The sequence below is a fragment of the Sphingobium sp. DEHP117 genome (assembly GCF_030867385.1).
Classification (GTDB): Bacteria; Pseudomonadota; Alphaproteobacteria; order Sphingomonadales; family Sphingomonadaceae; genus Sphingobium.
This window is the reverse complement of sequence record NZ_JAPFBJ010000001.1, coordinates 806862-828173: the sequence shown is the minus strand read 5'-3', so window position 1 is coordinate 828173 and position 21312 is coordinate 806862. Positions and strand designations below refer to the sequence as shown.

Genomic DNA, 21312 nt, shown 5'->3' with positions numbered 1-21312 from the left:
AAACCGTCACAATGGGTGCATCAAGCACCGTTATGGCCCCGTTCCCAAGGGACCGGCCACGCCGCTTTTTGAGGAGATAAGCATGAGCAAAAGAGCAGTTTTCGCCGTATCCGCCCTTGCCTGTGCGACGATGCTCACGGCCTGTCAGGATCAGGCGAGCACCGGTGGCGGCGGCAGCGCGCGTGACCAGATTCGCGCGGTCGGCTCCTCAACCGTCTATCCGTTCGCCACCGCCGTTGCCGAGCAGTTTGTTCAGAACAATGCGGGCATGAAATCCCCCATCGTCGAATCGACCGGCACGGGCGCGGGCATGAAGCTGTTTTGCGCCGGCGTGGGCCCACAGCACCCCGACATCGAAAACGCCTCGCGCCGGATGAAGAAGAGCGAGTTTGAGAGCTGCCAGGCCAATGGCGTCAAGGAAATCGTCGAGATCCAGATCGGTGTCGACGGCCTCGCTTTCGCCGAATCGAACAAGGGCCCCGGATTCAAGTTGACGCCGGAGCTGGTGTATAAGGCGCTGGCCGCCAATCCGTTCGGCAAGGGCGAGAACAAGACGCAGACCTGGGCCGATGTCGACCCCAGCCTGCCCAAGGTCGCCATCTCGGTCTTCGGCCCACCCTCTACCTCCGGCACGCGCGATTCGCTGGCAGAGCTGATCCTCGAAAAGGGCTGCCAGAGTGATCCGGCGATGAAGGAACTGAAGGAGAAGGACGAGAAGGCCTATAAGGCCACCTGCACCCGCGTGCGCGAGGACGGGAAATATGTCGACTCGGGCGAGAACGACAATCTCATCGTCTCCAAACTCGGCGCGAACCCGAACAGCGTCGGCATCTTCGGCTTCAGCTTCCTCGAGGAAAACCGCACGACGCTGAAGGACATTCCGCTGAACGGCGTCGAGGCAACCTATGACAATGTTGCCAGCGGCAAATATCCGGGCGCGCGCCCCCTTTATATCTATGTGAAGAAGGCGCATCTGCAGGCCATTCCCGGCCTCCAGCAATATGTCGCCGAGTTCGCCAAGGCCTGGGAGCCGGGTGGATATCTCGCCAAGCGCGGCATGGTCGCTGCGACGGACGAGACCCGCGCCAAGAATGCCGAGGTCGCCAAGTCACTGACGGCGATGGACGGCAGCGACCTGAAATAATAGAGCCGGCCCATCAAACAAAAAGGGAATCGGGCGACGTGAACGGGGTTGCAATCATCACGCTGATTTTGGGTCTGGGGCTGATCGCCTGGCTGTCTGCGCGCGCCAAAGCTATGCGGCTGGCCCCGGCTGCGTCACAGACCGGCGATCGCTCCCGGAAACGTCCGCTGCTTCATTCCCTGCCCTCCTATCATGGCTGGTATGCAGCGCTCTGGGTACTGGGACCGGCGCTAGTGTTCCTCGCCATCTGGGCCAACGTGATGCCCGGCCTCGTGACCGGCCGTGTACTGCAGGATCCGGCCGCCGCCGCGCTGCCGATGGACGCGATGAGTCGCTCCGCCATTCTCAGCGAGGCGCGCAACATCGCGCAGGGCAATGCGCAGGCGGCATTCGACCCTCGTGCCAACGCGCTGATCGAGCCATATCGCTCCGCCAACAGATTCTATTCGCTCGGCGGCGCGCTCGCGGCGCTGATGCTCGCTCTTGCGGGAGGCGCCTTCGCCTTCACGCGCATCCGTCCGGATTTCAGAGCGCGCACCAAGGTGGAGCGGGTGGTGATGTCCGCGCTGCTGCTCGCTTCATTGATCGCCATCGTCACCACCGTGGGCATCGTAGGCTCGCTCCTGTGGGAATCGCTGCGCTTCTTCTCGATGGTCAGCCCGCTCGACTTTCTGTTCGGCCTCAAATGGTCGCCACAGTCCGCCGCGATGGGATATGGCAATGAAAACGCGTTTGGCGCGGTGCCGCTGTTCTGGGGCACGATCTTCATCGGGGCGATCATCGCGATGTTCGTCGCGATCCCGCTGGGCCTGATGAGCGCGATCTACCTCACCCAATATGCCAAGCCGGCCGCGCGTGCCTGGCTGAAGCCCATGCTGGAGGTGCTCGCCGGTGTGCCCACGGTGGTGTACGGCTATTTCGCAGCGCTCACCATCGCCCCCAACATGCGCGATTTTGCGGCATGGATCGGCATTCACAACGCTTCTTCGGAAAGCGCGCTGGCGGCGGGGCTTGTCATGGGCGTGATGATCATTCCGTTCGTTTCCTCGATGGCGGACGACAGCATCAACAGCGTACCGCAATCCATGCGTGACGGCAGCCTCGCCATGGGTGCGACGACGAGTGAGACGATCCGGCAGGTGCTGATCCCCGCCGCGCTGCCCGGGGTGGTCGGCGGCGTGCTGCTCGCTGTCAGCCGCGCGATCGGCGAGACGATGATCGTGGTGATGGCCGCAGGGCTTGCCGCCAACCTCACGCTCAATCCGTTCGCCAGCGTAACCACCGTCACCACGCAGATCGTCCAGCTCCTGACCGGCGATCAGGAGTTCGACAGCGCGAAGACGCTCGCCGCCTTCGCGCTCGGCCTGGTGCTGTTCGTCGTCACTCTGCTGCTCAACATCGTCGCGCTTCAGGTTGTGAAGCGCTATCGCGAGGCTTACGAATGAACGCGCCTGTTTCGCCCGACGCGCTGCGCCGCCAGCCGACAGACTGGAAAGGCGATGCCATGCGCAAGCGCATAGCCTCGCGCTATGCGTCCGAGCGTCGCTTTCGCCGCATCGGTCTCGCGGCGATCCTGATGTCCGCCGGGTTCCTGGCCTATCTGATGATCTCGATGTTGAGCGGCGGCCTGGGGGGCTTTACGCGCACCGAGATTGCGGTGCGTGTTGATTTCCCGAAAGCGCCGATCGTGATCGACCCCGCCAGCCTTCGCGGCGAAGGGGCAGAGGCAGTGCTCTCCAGCGTCAACTGGCAGGCATTGACGGATCAGGCGGCCACCAGCGCGCTGGGCAAGGACGGTGCGTGGATCGCACCCGGCGCATGGCTGGTGGTGCGCGATGCGGTGAAGGCGGACCCGGCGATCCTGCAAAAGAGCGTGACGCTCCACCTGCCCGCCTCGGCCGAGCTGGACGTCGCGGCGAAATCCGAGGGCCAGCCTGCCGCCGAAGCGGCTTATGCCCGGCTGGAGAAGGCAGGACTGACAAGCCGCGCGATCAACTGGGATTTCCTCACCTCCAGCGACGGTACGGACCCGACGCAGGTCGGCATCTGGGGCGCGTTCAAGGGGTCGCTGCTGACGATGGCTGTAACGCTGTTGCTGAGCTTTCCGGTGGGCGTGCTTGCGGCGCTCTATCTTGAGGAATATGCGCCCCGCAACCGCTGGACCGACATGATCGAAGTGTCGATCAACAACCTTGCGGCGGTGCCCTCGATCATCTTTGGGTTGCTCGGCCTCGCGGTGTTCCTCAACGTTCTGCACCTGCCTCGATCAGCCGCGCTCGTTGGCGGCCTGACGTTGGCGCTGATGACGATGCCCGTGATCGTCATCGCCGGGCGCAACGCGATCAAGGCGGTGCCCCCCTCGATCCGCGACGCGGCGCTCGGCATCGGTGCATCGCCGATACAGGTCGTCTTCCACCACGTGCTGCCGCTGGCGCTGCCGGGCATCATGACCGGCACGATCATCGGCATGGCCCGCGCGCTGGGCGAGACGGCGCCGTTGCTGATGATCGGCATGCGCGCGTTCATCGCCAGCCCGCCCGGCGGCATCACCGACCCCGCCACCGTGCTGCCGGTGCAGATCTTCCTGTGGTCGGATGAAGTCAGCAAAGGCTTCGTCGAAAAGACCTCCGCCGCGATCATCGTGCTGCTGCTCTTCCTGCTCAGCATGAACAGCATCGCTATCTACCTCCGCAACAAATTCGAAAGACGTTGGTAACGCGCTTATGTCACAGCCCACCCCACCCAAGATGAGCGCCCGCAACGTCAACGTCTATTATGGCGAGAAGCAGGCGATCCAGAATGTCTCGATCGATGTCGATACCGACAACGTGACCGCCTTCATCGGCCCTTCCGGCTGCGGCAAATCGACGTTTCTGCGGACGTTGAACCGCATGAACGACACGGTGGCGAGTGCGCGGGTGGAGGGCGAAATCACGCTCGATGGCGAGAACATCTATTCCTCCGGCATGGACGTGGTTCAGCTGCGCGCGCGTGTCGGCATGGTGTTCCAGAAGCCCAATCCGTTCCCGAAGTCGATCTATGACAATATTGCCTATGGCCCGCGTATTCATGGCCTCGCCAGCGCCAAGGCGGACCTCGACGTGATCGTCGAATCGTCGCTTCGGCGCGCAGGCCTGTGGGACGAGGTGAAGGATCGCCTCAAGGACAGCGGAACCGCACTGTCGGGCGGGCAGCAGCAGCGCCTGTGCATCGGCCGCGCGATTGCGGTGGAGCCGGAAGTGATCCTGATGGACGAGCCATGCTCCGCGCTCGACCCGATCGCTACCGCCAAGATCGAGGAACTGATCCACGAGCTGCGCGGCCGCTATGCCATCGTGATCGTGACCCACAATATGCAGCAGGCCGCGCGCGTTTCGCAACGCACCGCCTTCTTCCACCTGGGAACACTGGTCGAATATGGCTCGACATCCGAAATCTTCACCAATCCGCGCGAGGATCGCACCAAGGATTATATCACCGGCCGCTACGGCTGAACCCTTTTGCCATGCTGGAGGAATGAACGATGGCCGAACAGCATACTGTCAAAGCCTTTGATGAAGACATCAACCGCCTGCGCGGCCTTATCGCCGAGATGGGCGGACGGGTGGAAACCGCAATCGATGAGGCGATGACCGCCCTTGTCGAGCAGGATACCAAGAAAGCCAAGGCAGTCGTGCTCGGTGACGAGCGCATCGACGCGCTGGAGTCTGAGGTCGAGCGGCTGGTGGTGCAGATCATCGCCCTGCGCGCGCCGCTGGCGGACGACCTGCGCGAGGTGATCGCCGCGCTGAAGATCGTCGGCGTGGTCGAACGCATCGGTGATTATGCCAAAAACATCGCCAAGCGCGTGCCCAAGATCGGCGATCATCGGACGATCGAGCCGATTTCGCTTCTGCCCTCGATGGCGCAGGTGGCTAGCGAGATGGTGGGCGATGCGCTCAATGCCTTCTCCGCGCGCGATGCGCTGCTCGCCGAAGCGGTGATTGCGCGCGATTCGGTCGTCGACAGCTTCTACAACAGCATCTTCCGCACACTCGTGACCTACATGGTCGAGAACCCCAAGACGATTTCGGAGTGCGCGCACCTGCTGTTCATCGCCAAGAACCTGGAGCGCATCGGCGACCACGCCACCAACGTCGCCGAGATGGTCTATTATGCCGCGACCGGGGAATATCTGCCCGAGCGCGACAAGGACGTTAAAATCGAAAGCTGAACGGAGCTTTTTGCATGAGCCGCGCCCATATGCTGCTGGTCGAGGACGATGCCGCCCTCGCCGAGCTTGTCACCTGGCATTTCCGCAAGGAAGACTTCGAGGTCTCGCACACGGTGGATGGCGAGGAGGCGCTGATCCTGGCGCAGGAGCGCATTCCGGACATCGTGCTGCTGGACTGGATGGTCGAGAGCCTGTCGGGCATAGAGGTCTGCCGCCGCCTGCGCCGAAACCCCAACACCGCGAATGTGCCGATCATCATGCTCACCGCCCGCGGCGAGGAAGAGGACAGGGTGCGGGGGCTGGAGACCGGGGCGGACGACTATGTCACCAAGCCCTTTTCCCCGCGTGAGCTGGTGGCGCGGGTGGGCGCCGTGCTGCGCCGCGTGCGACCGGCGCTGGCAGGAGAGACGCTGACCTTTTCGGACATCGAAATGGATACCGTGGGCCACAAGGTGCGCCGGGCGGGCCAGATGATCCCGCTGGGGCCGACCGAGTATCGATTGCTCAAGCATTTCCTGGAGCATCCGGGCTGGGTGTTCTCGCGCGAGCGGCTGCTCGACAGCGTGTGGGGCCATGACAGCGACATCGAGCTGCGCACCGTCGATGTGCATATCCGCCGCCTGCGCAAGGCGATCAACGTCGGCGGGCGCAGGGATATCATCCGCACCGTGCGTTCGGCCGGATACGCGCTGGATTCTGAAGCGGCGCATTAAAGGCCGCTTCCCATAACCCTTGTCAGAAGCTCAGCTGAGCGCGTGCGGCTACAGTATCGACGCCATAGCTGCGGTCGCCGTTCGTCGTATCCACCTGGGTCGCGTTGCTGTAATCCATGTGCCCATAGTTGAGCATGAACTTGATATACTCGACCGGCCACCAGTTGACGCCCGCATAATAGCCCTTTTGCGTACCCCCCTGGATCGCCCGCGTCGGGTCGTTGAGATCGAGATAATCATAGCGCGCCACGAGTTGCACCGCGCCGAAGCCCCCTTTGCCCACCGGCTTGACGGGCGAAACCGAGCCAAAGGTGCCTTTCTTGTAGGGCCGAGTATCGCCCCCCGTCAGCATATAGCCGACCTCGCCATAGCCGCCGAAAAATTGCGCGTTCCTGCCGTTCGATACCAGCTCGGGGCGGAACCAGTATGCTTCGCCGGTGACGTGTAGCGGGCCGGAAATCGCCGCCAGCTCCAACCCCGCGCCGAACTCCTTGCTCACCCTCCTGCCGCCAGCAGAAATGAAACGCACGTCAGTAGTGCCAGTGCCGGGGCGGGCCTGATAGGTAACGTTGGTGGTCGAAAGATTGTTCATGTCGCGCAGGTGCACCGAGCCGCCGACATGCAGCTGCACCTTGTCGAGCTTCGGCATCCAGGCGATGCGGCCATCGACGCTATAGCTGTTGTTCGCGTCTCCGTTGACGGTCGTGCCGGTGTTGTTGCCGGACAGCGCCTTGATGTCATCGGTGAACACGCCCGCATTGGCCACCACATCGCCCTTGGCATAGCCGAAGCCGAGGCCCAGACGCCGCTCGAAACCGAAGGCCTGCACGAACGCCGCGCGCTCCATGAGACTGGTATCAAGATCACTCGTCAGCTCATCGAGCGAGCCGAAAGGCTTGTACTGGCCGAGCGTGACGTTGAATGGCCCGCGATCATAAGTGAGGTAGACATCCGTCAACGTCACGGTGCTGTTGGCGATATCCGTTTCCACGCGATAGCCGAATCCGCCTGGAATCGTCCCCTGAAAGCCAAGATACAGCCGCCGCACCTTGTTGGAAAAACCCAAGCCGGGATTGTTGACACCGTCAGGGGCGTTGACGCTGGCGACATCCCACTGGAAGCGGCCGCGTGGTTTAAACGACCAGCCCTTGCCGTCGCTGATCTCCGGCGCGCCCTTGAACTTGATCGTGGGAGCCTTCTGTGCGAGTTCGACCGCCTTCTGCGCGTTGGTCGAGGCGCGTTCGGCGGTGGCGGCTGCGGACTGAGCGCTGGCAGCGGCCGTCTCCGCGCCGCTTTCTGCCTCATCAAGGCGCGCCTGCAATGCCTCTACCTGCGCCCTTAACGCCGTCATCTCCGCTCGCAGCGCCGCGGCCTCCCGCGCGCTGATGGCCTGCGCCTTGACGGTTGCTGGGAACACGGAGCAGCCGAGCAACAGGGCCACGGGAAACGAGATACGAAGCGTCATTGGGTGCCTCCGTCAACAGTTTGACGCGGTAGTTCCAACATCGCTACACCATATTGCCCGTTTCGCGCCGATTGCATGACAGTGAAACGCTGACAATCATATGTCAAGTACTAAGGTAGAGTTATTTTTATTCATCCCGCAGACGAGACGCCACTGGCCAACGCTACTGATCTATCAGCTTGACCAGCTTGCGCTCGACCGGCGCGAGCACTCCGGCCAACTCCTGCCCGCGCTTCAATACCGCGCCCGCCTCGCCGATCAGCGCCCACATGCCCTGCCGGTTGCGCAGCGCAGGGCGCTTTTCGATGCGATATTCGGGTCTCTCTGCGGCGCGGCGGAAAGCGCAGAACACGGCTGCATCCTTGTCGAAGTTCATCGAGTAGTCACGCCAGTGGCCGGCGGAGACCATACGGCCATACAGGTCCATGATGCGCGACAGCTCCTGCCGCTCAAAACCGGTCTGCCCCGGTTGCCTGTGTTGCGGAAACGGAGTGATCTCGCCCATCAGGCGCAACCACGCTCCTCGGCTTCATCACCCCGAAACAGCGCACCACCTTCTTGATTGAGATCGCGTTCCTTTTTCAGCTCAGCGATCAGCTTTGTCAGGCGTTCCACCTCACATTGCAGGATTTCGAGCTTCTGCGTCGCCGGATCGAACACCTCGCTGCACGGAGTGCCATAGGGTACGAAATCGCGCTGATAGGCCGAGACATCGACGAGCATCTGCCGCGCCGGGATGCCCACCATCGTCGCGCCCTCCGGCACGTCTTTCGTGACCACCGCATTGGCCCCGACCCGCGCGCGCGGACCCACGATGATCGGCCCCAGCACCTGAGCGCCTGAACCAACGATCACGCCGTCGGAAAGGGTGGGATGGCGCTTGCCACCTATGCCGTTGGCAGGATCCGTACCGCCCAGCGTAACATGCTGATATAGCGTCACATTGTCGCCGATCTCCGCTGTCTCCCCGATGACGGTGAAGCCATGGTCGATAAAGAGGTTGCGGCCGATTTTCGCGCCTGGGTGAATGTCGTTCCCGGTCAGAAACCGTGCGAGGTGGTTGACCGAACGTGCCAGGAAATAGAGCCGCGCTCTGAAAAGGCGGTGCGCAATCCGATGCCAGAACACCGCCCACACGCCGGGATATAGCAAAATCTCCATACGCGAGCGCGGCGCGGGATCACGCGCTTTTATCGAATCCAGATACGCTATCAACCCGCCCAGCATGGCACACTTCCCTCAGTTCAAGCGGTTATATAGCACATTTCCCGGGAATTTTCCAGTCCGGACGAAAGTGAACGCTATTCGGCGTCGGGTTTGCGGTATCCGAAAGCCTCGTGCGCCAGTGCCACAACGGCGGGATCGGCATCCGGCATGGTCATTGGCACATATTTTTCGAGCGCATTTGCGATGGCTGTCAGCGCGGCAATGCGCCCCGCCTTGCGATTGTTGCCATCGATCACCGTCCAGGGAGCCCAGCGAGTGTCGGTGAGGCGGAACATCTCGTGCATCGCTTCGAGATAATCCGCCCGTCGCGCACGGTTCCGATAGTCTTCCGCCCCCGTTTTCCATCGCTTCCATGGATCATCCAGCCGCTCGGCGAGCTGCTTGTCCTGTTCCTCTTGAGTCACATGGACGAACAGCTTTACGATGTTGGTACCGCTGTCGATCTGCTGCGCCTCGAACTCGTTGATCTCGTCATAGCCGCGCTTCCACTCGCGCTCGGTGCAGAAGCCCTCCACCCGCTCCACCAGCACGCGGCCGTACCAGCTGCGGTCGAATATGCCGATATTGCGCGCCGAAGGCAGGCGACGCCAGAAGCGCCAGAGGAAATGATGATCCTTTTCCTCCTCGCTGGGGGCGCCGATCGGCCAGACCTGATAATAGCGCGGGTCGAGCGTAGCGGTAAGGCGCTTGATGATGCCGCCCTTGCCCGAAGCGTCCCACCCCTCGAAAAGGATGACGCTGCGCCGGCCATGCACGATATGCGCGGTCTGAATGCGCTCCAGCCGGTCCTGTAGATCAGAAAGCGCCGCATCATAATCGCCATCGAAATCGAGACCGGCTTCGTAATCGGAGAGGGAGATGGTCATATCACCGCCATTATTCCACACCCACGCAAGGAACGGAATAGCGCGGAATGATGGCATCATCCGTCATGATCGTCATCCCCTCGGCCTTCGCCTGCGCGATGATCATATGGTCGAACGGATCGCGGTGATGCGCAGGCAAGCCTTCCAGCACGGCAAGATGCGCGGGCGTGAGGCCGATCAACTCCATCCCCATCGCGTCCAGCTGTGCGATTACCGCCGCGCCGCTGTCATCGAGCTTGCCGATACGGTGCTTGACGGAAATCTCCCACGGCGAGGCTATGCTGATCGCGAGATAGTTGCGGCTGTCCCCGATTAGCCTGCGGGCTGTGGGGCCGAGACGCGGACTGTCCTGCAGCCACCACAGCAGCACATGCGTATCGAGGAGCAGCCTCATTCGGGCCAGGGCAGATCGGTGTTCTTGCCCTCGAAGGCGTCGATCAGCCACTCTGGCGTCTCATCGAAATCATCCGCCATATGGATCTTGCCCCGTAGCGCACCGGGCTGGCGCGTTTTGCCGTCTGGCGTGAACACCTTCTTGCCATTCACCCAATAGGGCGGCCCCTCCGGCTTCTCCATGGAGGTAGGCATGGCCTTATATCCCATTTGCATGTCCCGCACCTCCTGTGAGCCCGCACCGGACGCATCGCCCAGCGATTCGAGATATTGCTTCACCAGCGCGGAGAGCGACGTGCCCATCTCCGCCGCGCGGATGCGGGCATTGCGGTGGGTTTCATCGTCGAGCGATATGGTGACGTTCTTCATGAACGTCACAGTATCACAGTTTCACAGATTTGCAAGTGCAACCGGGTGGGGTTAGCCCTTTTGTGGTTCCACTACCCGGATATGCAGCTCGCGCAGCTGCTTTAAGGCCGCCGGAGACGGCGCGCCCATCAGCAGATCTTCCGCGCGCTGGTTCATCGGGAACAGCGTAATCTCGCGCAGGTTCTGCGCGCCGCAGAGCAGCATCACGATGCGATCCACACCAGCCGCCATGCCGCCGTGCGGCGGCGCGCCATATTGGAACGCGCGATAGAGGCCGCCGAAGCGCTCCTCGACATCCTGTTTCGAGAGGCCGACCAGCTCGAACGCCTTGACCATCAGGTCCGGGTGCTGGTTACGGATCGAGCCGGAGGCGATCTCGTAGCCATTACAGACCATGTCATACTGATAGGCCTTGATCGACAGCGGATCGCTGCCCTCGAGAGCCTCCATGCCCCCCTGCGGCATCGAGAACGGGTTGTGCGCGAAGTCGAGCTTCTTCTCGTCCTCGTCATATTCGTAGAACGGGAAATCGACGATCCAGCACAGTTCGAACCGGTCCTTGTCGATCAGGTCCAGCTGCTCGCCGACGCGGATGCGCGCGAGGCCAGCCAGCTTCGCCGCCTGCGCCTCCTTGCCAGCCGCAAAAAACACGCCGTCATTGGGGCCGAGGCCCAGCGCCTCGATCAGCCTGGCGGTTGCTTCCGGGCCGTGGTTCTTGGCGATAGGGCCGCCCGGTTCGCCATCCTTGATATTGATGTAACCGAGGCCGGAATAGCCCTCGCCCCGCGCCCAGAGGTTCATGTCGTCAAAGAACTTGCGGCTGCCCGCGCCCGCGCCGGGAGCAGGAATCGCGCGGATCACGCCGCCGCCCTCCACGATGCCCGCAAAGATGCCGAAGCCGGAGCCGACGAAATGCTCGGTCACATCCGTGATCAGCACGGGATTGCGCAGGTCAGGCTTGTCAGAGCCATATTTCAGCATTGCCTCGGCGTGGGGAATCCGGGGGAAGCTGCCCGCCGGAGTCACCGGCTTACCGTCAGCAAACGCCTGGAACACTTCCGCGATCACCGGCTCCATCGTATTCCACACGTCTTCCTGTGTGACGAAGCTCATCTCGAGATCGAGCTGGTAGAACTCGCCCGGCAGACGGTCCGCGCGCGGGTCTTCATCGCGGAAGCACGGCGCGATCTGGAAATAACGGTCGAACCCCGCAACCATCAGCAGCTGCTTATACTGCTGCGGCGCCTGCGGAAGCGCATAAAATTTGCCCGCATGGATGCGGCTGGGCACAAGGAAATCGCGCGCGCCCTCAGGGCTGCTCGCCGTCAGGATCGGGGTCGAATATTCGGTGAAGCCAGCGCCTTCCATCCGGCGGCGCATGTCAGAGATAATCCTGGTGCGCTTGACGATGTTGGCATGCAACGTCTCACGCCGCAGATCGAGGAAGCGATAGCGCAGGCGCACATCCTCCGGATATTCCTGTTCGCCCGCAACAGGGAGAGGCAGCTCCGCGGCGGCGGACAGCACCACGGCATCCTCGGCGCGAATTTCCACCTCTCCGGTGGGCAGGTTGGGGTTCACTGCCTCTTTGGCGCGCGCCACAACCTTGCCGGTGATCGTCACCACGCTCTCGGGTTTCAAGCCCTCGATCACTTTGAAGACCGGCCCGTCCACCTCTGTGACGATCTGCACCATGCCATAATGATCGCGCAGATCGATAAACACCAGGTCGCCATGGTCCCGCTTTCTGTGCACCCAGCCGGACACGCGAACAATCTCTCCGGCGTGGGCGGGGCGCGGCTCGGCGCAGGTATGGGTGCGATATGCGTGCATGAGGCTCGTTTCTGAATATGACAAATGGATGTAACCCGGCTATGGCGCGCTGAAACACTCGTAAGAGGACCGCAGTGCACCTGCGCGCCCGCCCATAATGTGAACGAAGACCATATGCAAATCCATCCGCTGATTACCGACAGCAAAGACCTCTCAGCCCTCTGCGAACGCCTCTCCCGCTCCTCGTGGGTCGCGGTGGATACAGAGTTCATGCGCGAAAACACCTATTGGCCGGAGCTGTGCCTGGTCCAGATTGCCGACGAGCATGAAGCCGCCGCGATCGACCCCAAGGCGCCGGGGTTGGACCTGACCCCCCTGCTCGACCTGATGGTGAATAATGAGGATGTGTTGAAGGTCTTTCACGCGGGCGGGCAGGATCTGGAGATCATCTACAACCTGACCGGCAAGACGCCGCACCCCCTGTTCGACACCCAGATCGCGGCGATGGCGCTGGGACTGGGCGAGCAGATTGGCTATGGCAATCTGGTCGACGCCTGGATGGGCGTCACGCTCGACAAGGGCGCGCGCTTTACGGACTGGGCGCGCAGGCCGCTCGACAAGCGCCAGATCGACTATGCCATCGGCGACGTAACCTACCTGATCCAGCTCTTTCCGATGATGCTGGAAAAGCTGCGCGCGACCGGGCGTGGTGATTGGCTCGACGACGAGATGGAACGCATCGCCGAGGCATCCAATTATGAAAATCGGCCCGAAGACGCCTGGAAGCGCGTGCGCGTATCCAGCCGCAAGCCCGAAGTGCTGGGGCGCTTGAAGGCGCTCGCCGCATGGCGCGAGAAGGAAGCGCGGGACAAGAATATTCCGCGTGGCCGCATCGTGAAGGATGAGACGCTGGCCGACATGGCCTCGCATCCGCCGCGCAATCAGGACGATCTGGGCAAGGTGCGCGGTCTTTCCGCCTCATGGAAGAGCAACGATATCGGCGGGCGGCTGATGCAGGCGATCAGCAACGCCAAACCCTTGCCGCGCGAGGAGATGCCCGAGCGCGACCCCAAGCGGCCCGGCCTTGGCAAGGACGGCGCGCTGGTGGCGGATCTGCTCAAGCTGCTGCTCAAGATTCGCGCCAAGGAGATCGATGTGGCTGCCCGTCTCATCGCCCGCACGGATGACGTCGAAATGCTTGCAGCGGGCGTGCGCGACGGGCTTTCGATCCTGGAGGGCTGGCGGTTCGAGCAGTTCGGGCGGGATGCGCTCGATCTGGTCGAGGGACGGCTGGCCTTTACGGTTGTGGAAGGCAAGCTGCTTATGACGCGCACGGATATGGTTTCGTGAAAATCGCATGTCTGGCTGGTTTTGGCGCACTGATCGCGGTAAGCGGCTGCGCGCCGCTTGATGTGCCCTCCTCCGCCGCCGCGCAGCAGCCAACGGCCGGCGTGTGCAACCCGGCGGGCCTCAAGCAAGTCAGTGGTGGCGAGGAGACCTGGCTTTTCGTAGGCGAAAAGGCGACAGCCGAAACCGGCGCGCGCCTCCTCACCGCAACCGGCGCGCGTTCCTTGCGCTGGGTGCCGCCACGCACCGCCGTGACGATGGACTTCCGCGAAGACCGGCTGACCGTGAGCTATGACGACAATTTGGTGATCACCACCACCGCCTGCGGCTGACGCCTTAGTCTTTTGCCGCCACGCGCCAGTCCAGCCCCATCGCCTGCCCCAGATTCTTGAGGCGGCGGTTTACCGTTTCGCCGGTCAAGCGCGCGTGGCTGCGTGGCAACACCAGCGTGATGGCGGTTTCGTCACGCAGCAGCTCCGCCTTGCCGAGCGGCCCCGCAACCCCACCGGACAGACGCTGCGCCAGCCGAATCGCAAGCCCCCACTGGCAGGCCCGGGCCAGGTCTTCGGTGGGAGCCAACTGCTCCAGCCCCGGCGCCAACCCGCCGCCTCCGCCGAAATTGCTGTAGAGCGCCTGTGCCAGCATCGCACGGCCCCAGCCATCTATGCCAACCCAGTTGCCGTGCAGCGCGATCTCCAGGCCTCGCTCCGCCCGAAAATCCGGGTTCGCGCGCCAACCAACGTCGCCCAGCAAGCACGCCGCCCGGCGAATCCGCTCGAATTGTGGGGGGTCATGCTCAAACAACGGCGCGATCCACTGATCGATCAATGCGCCATGGCCGGGAAAGCGCCCCTGCGCCTCACCCTCCGCCTCGGCAGCCACCAGCAGTGGATCGAGCGCGCGTTCTTCTGGCCCCAGCCCCTCGAATAACAACCCTTCGCGCAGACCATGGGCGGAGACGATCATTCCACTGCTGCCCAATTGCCGCACCAGTACCCGAAGCAGTGCCGCAGCAGGAGCAAGTGCCGAGATACGCGAACCTGAGATCGCTGGTATCTTCTTCACCCGGGCCTTACCAATCGACGCGGTGACGCGCGCGAGCGTCGCGGCGCGTTCGGGCAGCATCGAATAATGATGGATCACCGGCAGCGGGAACTGCACCAGCTGCATATCGAGATGCGCGAGCGCGCGCCACGAGCCGCCCACAAGATAGAGCGGCAGCCCCCGCTCCACCGCCGCCCAGCCCGCCTCCTTGAGCGCCTTCGCCACGAATTTCGCGAGCGCCATCTTGCCGCTGGCACGAATGGCAGAGAGGCGCAGCACACCCAGCGGCAGCGAGACGACCTGATGCACCGCTCCTGCCTTTACCCGCGCCAGTTCCAGGCTTCCTCCGCCAAGATCGGCGACGATGCCGTCCGCGTCCGGTACCGCTGATATGACGCCCAAACCTGCCGCGCGCCCTTCCTCCGCGCCGGACAATATCTCGATTTCGAGGCCGGTGCGTCGCCGCGCCTGATCTACAAATTCGATCCCGTTCGTCGCCTCGCGCACTGCGGCGGTGGCGATGCAGCGCATGTCCGCAACATCCATCTCGCGCGCGAGCAAGCCGAAGCGTTGGAGAGCCTCCAGTCCGCGCTCCATCGCCGTGTCGTCGATGCGTCCGGTTGTCGAGAGCGCCGCGCCCAGCCCAGCCGAAACCTTTTCGTTGAACAGCAGGAAGGGGGCACGGGCCGGCCCGTCATAGATGACGAGGCGCACACTGTTGGAACCAATGTCGATGATTGCCCGACGGCCGGGGGCGGTAGCGCCAGCCACCGCGGATGGCGTCGATGTGAATTTTTCAAGCAGGGTCATGAGTTATACGCGATAACGCAGGCTGAGCTTGGGTGCGGCGTCGCCTTGCTCTTGCGCTGCGCCGCGCCCGGAAAGCGAGGGGTTGGTCATGAAATAGCGATGCAGGTTGAACGGCTTTTCGCCGGGGTCGAGCCGCACATAGCGCCCGTCCCGCCCCAGCTCCCAGCTCTGCTCGGTATCGATCAGGTTCGCGACCATCACCTGATCAAGCACCTGATCGTGCACGGTGGGATTGAGGATGGGGAGCATATATTCCACGCGCCGGTCGAAATTGCGCGGCATCCAGTCCGCCGAGCTGATGAAAACCTTGGCGCCGTTGTGCGGCAGCTTATTGCCATTGCCGAACACCGCGATGCGGCTGTGCTCCAGGAACCGGCCTATGACGGACTTGACGCGGATCTTCTCCGACATTCCCGCCACACCTGGCCGCAGACAGCATATGCCGCGCACGACCAGATCGATCTGCACGCCCGCATTGCTCGCCTGATAAAGCTTTTCGATGATGGCGGGATCGACGAGGCTGTTCATCTTGGCCCAGATGCTCGCAGGGCGACCGGCGCGGGCGTGAGCGATCTCGTCGTCGATCAATTGCGTGAGGCGCGGACGCAGATCACGCGGCGACATGGTGAGCAGTTCCAGCGTGCTCGGCTCCACATAGCCGGTGATGTAGTTGAACACCGAGGCGGCGTCACGCCCGATGCGCGGATCGGCGGTGAAGAAGCTGAGGTCCGTATAGATGCGCGCCGTGATGGGGTGATAATTGCCGGTGCCAAAGTGGCAGTAGGTGCGGAACGTATCGCCCTCGCGCCGCACCACCATCGAGATTTTGGCGTGGGTCTTCCAGTCGATGAAGCCATAGACGACCTGAACACCCGCCCGCTCCAGCGCGCTGGCCCATAGCAGGTTCTGCTCCTCATCGAACCGGGCCTTCAGCTCAACCACGGCGGTGACGGACTTGCCTGCCTCGGCCGCGTCGATCAGCGCACGAATGACGGCGGACTGCTTGCCCGCGCGATAGAGCGTCTGCTTGATCGCCACCACATCCGGGTCCGCCGCCGCCTGCTTGAGGAACGCGACGACGACGTCGAAGCTCTCATAGGGGTGGTGGACGACGATGTCCTTCGCACGGATCGCGGCGAAACAATCCCCGCCATATTCGCGAATGCGCTCCGGGAAGCGCGGGGCAAATGGTTCGAACTTGAGGTCCGGCCGGTCTTCCTCGACCACGGCGGAGAGGTCGCCGATGCCGATGAAGCCGTCAATATCGGCTATCAGCGCGTCCTGCCCCTGCATCAGGTTCTGGAGCATGTCTTCGACCGAGTCGGGGATCGCAGCCTCGATCTCCAGCCGGATGACGCGCCCGCGCCGCCGCCGCTTGATCGCACTCTTGAAATAGCGAACGAGATCTTCCGCTTCTTCCTCGATTTCGATGTCGCTGTCTCGGATCACGCGGAAAATGCCGCTTTCGCGGACTTCGTAGCCGGGGAACAATCGATGGCTGAACCGCCTTACCGCACTTTCCAGCGCCATGTAGCGCGCCGGATGGCCAGGTATGCGAAAGAATCGCGGCAGCGAAGACGGGATCATCACCAGCTCACGCACATTCTCGCCGTCGGACTTACGGATGAGGTCAAACAACAAGGAAAGACCCAGGTTGGGGATGAATGGGAACGGGTGCGCCGGGTCCAGCGCCTGCGGCGTGAGGATGGGGAATATCTGCGTAAGGAAATGCTCCTCCAGCCATGCTTCCACATCGGGGCTGAGCGTCTGGGTATCGATCACCTCGACACCGCTCGCGGCCAAATCGCCGCGCAGCACATGCCACACGCGCTGTTGCTCGCGCATCAGCTGATCCGCCTCAACCCCGATTGCCGCCAGTTGCTGGGCGGGCGTCAGGCCATCGGCCGAGCGCAGGTCGACATTGTCGAGCTGTTGCCCCTTGAGGCCCGCCACGCGGACCATGAAGAATTCGTCGAGATTGGTGCCGCTGATGGAAAGGAAGCGCAGCCGCTCCAACAGCGGATGGGCCGGGTTGGTCGCTTCCTCCAGCACGCGGCGGTTGAAGGCCAGCCACGATAGCTCCCGGTTGAAATAGCGGTCCCCACTGCCCGAGAGGGCGATGACCGGATCGGCCTCAGACATGCTCAGCTGTGTCCCTGTCCCGTTTCATCCCTCTCTATAGGAAAAAGATGACTATTTTGCAGCGCCTCTTTTGCGCTGGCGACGGAAATCTTGCGGGCGGAAGCGAGCGAGGCGCGGTTGAGGACATCGAGCGTGCTCGCCAGCGCGGCGTAGCTGCGCTCTATCCGGCGGGCCAGCCACTCCGGCACGTCCGGCGCATAGGCGGAACCCGCAGCCGCCAATCCCGTCTCGATCAGCGACAGCATCAGCGCGTCGTCCGGCTCGGCGATGCGCACATGCGGCGCGGCGGCAAGGCGCGAGCGCAGATCAGGCAGCGCCACCGTCCACAGCTCCGGCGCTTCGCGCGCGATGAGAAGCAACGGCACGCCGGTATCACGCGCGATGTTCCACTGATGAAACAGCGTTTCGTTGGGCTGGCGGTTGGCGTCATCCATCACCACGCCGCCGGAGAGACCCGCAAAATGGCGACCCAGCGCGGACTTGCCAGAGCGGGGCGGGCCGGAGAGTATCGAGATCGGGATGGGCCAGTCTCGCCACCGTTCGATATGATCGAGCGCCAGGCGGTTGGCATCGCCTACGATGAACTGCCCCTGCCCGCCCTGCTCCTGCCAGTCAAACGGCAGGCCGATCTGGCTCATGGCGTTCCGCCCGCCCCGCGCCGGGTGATGCGCAAAGTCGTGCCGTTGGCGTTGACGCTGTATCCGCGCGCCTGAAGCCCGGCGCGCAGCATCTCGAAGCTGCCCTCATAGCTCACCTGCATCACAGATACGCCGCCGAGCGCCAGGCTGCTGGTGTTGGCAGAGCGCACGCCGGGAATGGCGCGCACGCTGGCCTCGCCCTGGGTGACGGAGTTGACATCGGGCGTGTCGAACTGGATTGCGTAGGTCGAGAGGCCAGCGACGGGCGGCACATCCGTGACCTCCACCGGCAGGTCGCTCATGTTGCCGAGATCCAGCTCAGTTGCGTTGAGCGGCTCCTCGATCACCAGCGACGGGTCGGGTCGCAGGCGCCCGTCAAGCAAGGCCTGCGTATAGATGGCATTCAGTTTCTCGATCGCCTGATCGAGCATCTTGGGAACAGCAGCCTCGCTCTCGGCGCGTAGCGTAACTTCGCCGAGCAGGCGGTTGTCGGGGCCATAGCGCGCAGCGAACCGCCCGATCACCGGGCCGCCGGGCCATTGCCGCTCCAGCCGCGCGATGGGGAACACCACGTCCGCCGCGCCATATTGATCGAGAATGTTGCGCCACCAGTTGCGGCCGCGCCGCTCGATCTGCCCGGCATTGAGAAGCAACGCATCCGGGCCGGATCCACTGGTGCGCACATAGTCGATCGCGCTGTTGCCGGTGTGATAGCGCGCCCACGCCTTCTGCCACTCGTTGATCGTCTCGAAAACCGTAGAGACACCGCCCTGCCGCAGGATCGGGATCACCAGCAGCGGTGGCGAGCGCAGTGCCGTGCTGGTGACACCCAGGATCTGCCCGGCGCGCGCCCGGTCGAACAATACGCGCAGGTCCGCGATATAGCGGTTGGGGCCTATCTGCTCGGACTCCACTTCGATGCCGGAAACGATCTGGTCAAGCTGGCCATCGGACAGCCCCAGCGCGCCGCCATTGGTCTGCGCCCACAACTTCTTCCAGGCCAGCCTTTGCGCGAGCCGCCAGCCCGCCGTGCGCGCGGCATCGGCATTGGCGGCATAGACATCGACATGAATGCCGCTCACTTCGAAATCGCCGCTGCTGGCGATCGGCGGGACGCCGCGTTCGCCTTCCATCTGCGCCACAAGATGCGCCGCCGCCAGCCCGAGCGCGATTACGAACGGGAAGGCCAGCAGCCGCAGCAGACCGGAAAAACGCAAAGGGAGGGAAAGGCGTTCGGCAATCGTCACGGCGCTCTTTTGGCGGCAAATTGCGCGAATTCCAACAGGCAATTGCAGGCCGGGCGCTTTTCGCCGCACCTTGATAAAATCCATAAATGGGCTAGGCGCTGAATCCCATGACCAAGCCAACCGACTCCGCCGCGCAAGAGCAACCGCACAGCTACACCTATTCGCAGGCGGGCGTGAATATCGCCGCGGGTAACGCGCTGGTGCGCGCCATAGCGCCGCTGGCGAAATCGACGCGCAGACCCGGCGCGAACGCCGATCTCGGCGGTTTCGGCGGCTTTTTCGATCTGAAGGCGGCGGGATTCAAGGACCCTCTGCTTGTCGCGGCAAATGATGGTGTCGGCACCAAATTGAAGCTCGCGATCGACAGCGGCAGGCATGACACGGTCGGCATCGACCTTGTGGCGATGTGCGCCAACGATCTGATCGTGCAAGGCGCGGAGCCATTGTTCTTCCTCGATTATTTCGCCACCGGGCGTCTGGAAAATGGCGTGGCCGAGCGCGTGATCGCGGGCATTGCAGAAGGCTGCAAGCAGGCTGGATGCGCGCTGATCGGCGGCGAAACGGCGGAGATGCCGGGCATGTACGCCGATGGCGACTATGACCTCGCGGGCTTCTGCGTCGGCGCGGTGGAACGCAGCGAGGCGCTGACGGGCAACCGGGTGAAGGTGGGCGATGTGTTGCTTGGCCTTGCCTCGACCGGCATCCATTCCAACGGCTATTCGCTGGTGCGACGCCTCGCCGCCGACAAAGGCTGGAAGCTCGACCGCCCGGCCATGTTCGATCAGGATGTCTTGCTGATCGACGCGCTGATGGCGCCGACCCGCATCTATGTGAAATCGCTGCTCCCCGAGATCCGCGCAGGGCGCATTCGCGCGCTGGCGCACATAACCGGCGGCGGCCTGCTGGAGAATATTCCGCGCGTACTGCCCGAAGGCTGCCGCGCTTTCGTCGATGCCGACGCATGGCCGCAGCCGCGCCTGATGGCGTTCCTGCAGGCCCAGGGTAACATCGAACCCGCCGAAATGGCCCGCACCTTCAACTGCGGCATCGGCATGGTGCTGGTTGTCGCCGAGGATAAGGCGGCGAGCGTAATCAAGGCGCTCGAGGATGCGGGCGAGCGGGTGGAACGCATCGGCTGCATCGAGAGGGGGCCCAAGGGCTGCACCGTCGCCGGATCGCGCGAGGCATGGTCCGCGCGTGGCGCGTGGGAAGCGCAGCATGACGGCTGAGCCGCCGCGCGGCGGACGGGCACGGGTCGCAGTTCTCATTTCCGGGCGCGGGTCGAACATGGCGGCTCTGGTCTATGCGGCCAAGGCGCGGGAATGCCCCTTCGAGATAGTTCTGGTCGCCTCGAACGACCCTGAAGCGCAGGGCCTTGAGCTGGCCCGTGCGGAAGGGATCGCAACCTTCGCCCATAGCCACAAGGGCCTGAAGCGCGCGGAGTTCGACGCGATCCTCGACGGGGAAATACGCAAGGCGGGGGCCGAATTCGTGGCGCTGGCAGGCTATATGCGCCTCCTGAGCCCGGAATTCGTGGCCGGTTGGCACGGCAAGATGCTCAACATCCATCCTTCTCTGCTGCCCAAGTACAAGGGCCTGCATACCCACGAGCGCGCCCTGGATGCTGGAGACACGCATGGCGGCTGTTCGGTCCATATCGTGACGGCGGAGCTGGACGATGGCCCGGTGCTGGGCCAGACCGAAGTGGCGATCCTTCCCGGCGACACACCCGATACGCTGGCGGCGCGGGTATTGATTGCAGAGCATCAGCTCTATAGCCGCGTTTTGGCGGAGTATGTCGGCCGCGTCTGATGAGGACGGGGCTGTGTATGATTTTCGACATTCCCCCTCTTGCGCTGACCGCGCAACGCGGCTAACAGCGCGTCTCCTGCTGCGGCGAGGCACGACCTGCTGCGGATCG

The 21312-nt window shown here is 63.3% G+C and carries 20 protein-coding genes and 1 pseudogene; 10 read left to right on the top strand and 11 right to left on the bottom strand.

What is annotated here, in order from left to right; genetic code table 11:
- Positions 1–82: 82 nt before the first annotated feature.
- The 6 genes from OOT33_RS04125 to phoB all read left to right on the top strand — a co-directional run bounded on the left by OOT33_RS04125 (position 83) and on the right by phoB (position 6070).
- On the top strand, positions 83–1144 hold the full coding sequence (locus OOT33_RS04125; RefSeq protein ID WP_307748745.1) for a substrate-binding domain-containing protein: 1062 nt from the start codon (positions 83–85) through the stop codon (positions 1142–1144).
- Positions 1145–1257: 113 nt separating this feature from the next.
- On the top strand, positions 1258–2589 hold the full coding sequence (gene pstC / locus OOT33_RS04120) for a phosphate ABC transporter permease subunit PstC (protein ID WP_373690522.1): 1332 nt from the start codon (positions 1258–1260) through the stop codon (positions 2587–2589).
- Positions 2586–3860, top strand: coding sequence for a phosphate ABC transporter permease PstA (gene pstA / locus OOT33_RS04115; protein WP_307748743.1), 1275 nt, complete (start codon positions 2586–2588; stop codon positions 3858–3860). The genes pstC and pstA overlap by 4 nt, the downstream gene beginning before the upstream one ends.
- Positions 3861–3867: 7 nt before the next feature.
- Positions 3868–4638, top strand: coding sequence for a phosphate ABC transporter ATP-binding protein PstB (gene pstB, locus OOT33_RS04110; protein WP_307748742.1), 771 nt, complete (start codon positions 3868–3870; stop codon positions 4636–4638).
- A 29-nt stretch (positions 4639–4667) separates the two neighbouring features.
- Positions 4668–5357 (top strand): phosphate signaling complex protein PhoU, encoded by a 690-nt coding sequence (phoU, locus tag OOT33_RS04105; RefSeq protein WP_307748741.1) that lies wholly within the window; start codon positions 4668–4670, stop codon positions 5355–5357.
- 14 nt (positions 5358–5371) lie between these two features.
- Positions 5372–6070, top strand: a complete 699-nt coding sequence (gene phoB / locus OOT33_RS04100; protein ID WP_307748740.1) for a phosphate regulon transcriptional regulator PhoB — start codon at positions 5372–5374, stop codon at positions 6068–6070.
- A gap of 22 nt (positions 6071–6092) precedes the next feature.
- On the opposite strand, the gene OOT33_RS04095 is transcribed toward phoB, so the two are convergent.
- The 7 genes from OOT33_RS04095 to aspS form a co-directional block, all read right to left on the bottom strand.
- Positions 6093–7535 carry a porin gene (locus OOT33_RS04095; protein ID WP_307748739.1) on the bottom strand — a complete coding sequence of 481 codons (1443 nt, stop codon included), beginning with the start codon at positions 7533–7535 and terminating at the stop codon, positions 6093–6095.
- A 163-nt stretch (positions 7536–7698) separates the two neighbouring features.
- Positions 7699–8040, bottom strand: a complete 342-nt coding sequence (locus OOT33_RS04090; protein WP_307748738.1) for a DUF2794 domain-containing protein — start codon at positions 8038–8040, stop codon at positions 7699–7701.
- Entirely contained in the window at positions 8040–8762 is a 723-nt protein-coding gene (epsC, locus tag OOT33_RS04085) for a serine O-acetyltransferase EpsC (RefSeq protein WP_307748737.1), read from the bottom strand. The genes OOT33_RS04090 and epsC overlap by 1 nt, the downstream gene beginning before the upstream one ends.
- 74 nt (positions 8763–8836) lie before the next feature.
- The gene (locus OOT33_RS04080; protein WP_307748736.1) at positions 8837–9628 is read right to left on the bottom strand and encodes a polyphosphate kinase; all 792 of its coding nucleotides are present in this window, start codon (positions 9626–9628) and stop codon (positions 8837–8839) included.
- A gap of 10 nt (positions 9629–9638) precedes the next feature.
- A complete protein-coding gene (locus tag OOT33_RS04075; RefSeq protein ID WP_307748735.1) occupies positions 9639–10022 on the bottom strand; it encodes a PIN domain-containing protein in 384 nt (127 codons plus the stop codon).
- Positions 10019–10390, bottom strand: a complete 372-nt coding sequence (locus tag OOT33_RS04070) for a DUF6364 family protein (protein ID WP_307748734.1) — start codon at positions 10388–10390, stop codon at positions 10019–10021. Before OOT33_RS04070 ends, OOT33_RS04075 begins: the two co-directional genes overlap by 4 nt.
- 51 nt (positions 10391–10441) lie before the next feature.
- The gene (gene aspS / locus OOT33_RS04065) at positions 10442–12223 is read right to left on the bottom strand and encodes an aspartate--tRNA ligase (RefSeq protein ID WP_307748733.1); all 1782 of its coding nucleotides are present in this window, start codon (positions 12221–12223) and stop codon (positions 10442–10444) included.
- A 114-nt stretch (positions 12224–12337) separates the two neighbouring features.
- Here aspS and rnd point away from each other — a divergent pair, with 114 nt between their 5' ends.
- Both rnd and OOT33_RS04055 read left to right on the top strand, forming a co-directional pair.
- Positions 12338–13513 carry a ribonuclease D gene (rnd, locus tag OOT33_RS04060; RefSeq protein ID WP_307748732.1) on the top strand — a complete coding sequence of 392 codons (1176 nt, stop codon included), beginning with the start codon at positions 12338–12340 and terminating at the stop codon, positions 13511–13513.
- A complete protein-coding gene (locus OOT33_RS04055; RefSeq protein ID WP_373690490.1) occupies positions 13510–13842 on the top strand; it encodes an I78 family peptidase inhibitor in 333 nt (110 codons plus the stop codon). Before rnd ends, OOT33_RS04055 begins: the two co-directional genes overlap by 4 nt.
- A gap of 4 nt (positions 13843–13846) precedes the next feature.
- Here OOT33_RS04055 and OOT33_RS04050 read toward each other — a convergent pair whose 3' ends face one another.
- Genes OOT33_RS04050 through OOT33_RS04035 form a run of 4 tightly spaced genes read right to left on the bottom strand, consistent with a single transcriptional unit; the run spans position 13847 to position 19391 of the window.
- Positions 13847–15364: a Ppx/GppA family phosphatase gene (locus tag OOT33_RS04050; RefSeq protein WP_307748731.1), complete on the bottom strand. Its 1518-nt coding sequence runs from the start codon at positions 15362–15364 to the stop codon at positions 13847–13849.
- 3 nt (positions 15365–15367) lie between these two features.
- A complete protein-coding gene (locus OOT33_RS04045; protein ID WP_307748730.1) occupies positions 15368–17506 on the bottom strand; it encodes an RNA degradosome polyphosphate kinase in 2139 nt (712 codons plus the stop codon).
- Between the two features lie 2 nt (positions 17507–17508).
- Positions 17509–18144, bottom strand: a complete 636-nt coding sequence (locus OOT33_RS04040) for a chromosomal replication initiator DnaA (protein ID WP_307748729.1) — start codon at positions 18142–18144, stop codon at positions 17509–17511.
- On the bottom strand, positions 18141–19391 hold the full coding sequence (locus OOT33_RS04035) for a heavy-metal-associated domain-containing protein (protein ID WP_373690489.1): 1251 nt from the start codon (positions 19389–19391) through the stop codon (positions 18141–18143). Before OOT33_RS04035 ends, OOT33_RS04040 begins: the two co-directional genes overlap by 4 nt.
- A 107-nt stretch (positions 19392–19498) precedes the next feature.
- On the opposite strand from OOT33_RS04035, the gene purM reads away from it, so the two are divergent.
- Positions 19499–20620, top strand: a complete 1122-nt coding sequence (purM, locus tag OOT33_RS04030; protein WP_307748728.1) for a phosphoribosylformylglycinamidine cyclo-ligase — start codon at positions 19499–19501, stop codon at positions 20618–20620.
- Positions 20610–21197, top strand: a pseudogene (gene purN, locus OOT33_RS04025) (phosphoribosylglycinamide formyltransferase); the annotation flags it as partial. The gene purM and the pseudogene purN, both read left to right, overlap by 11 nt.
- Positions 21198–21312: the final 115 nt, after the last annotated feature.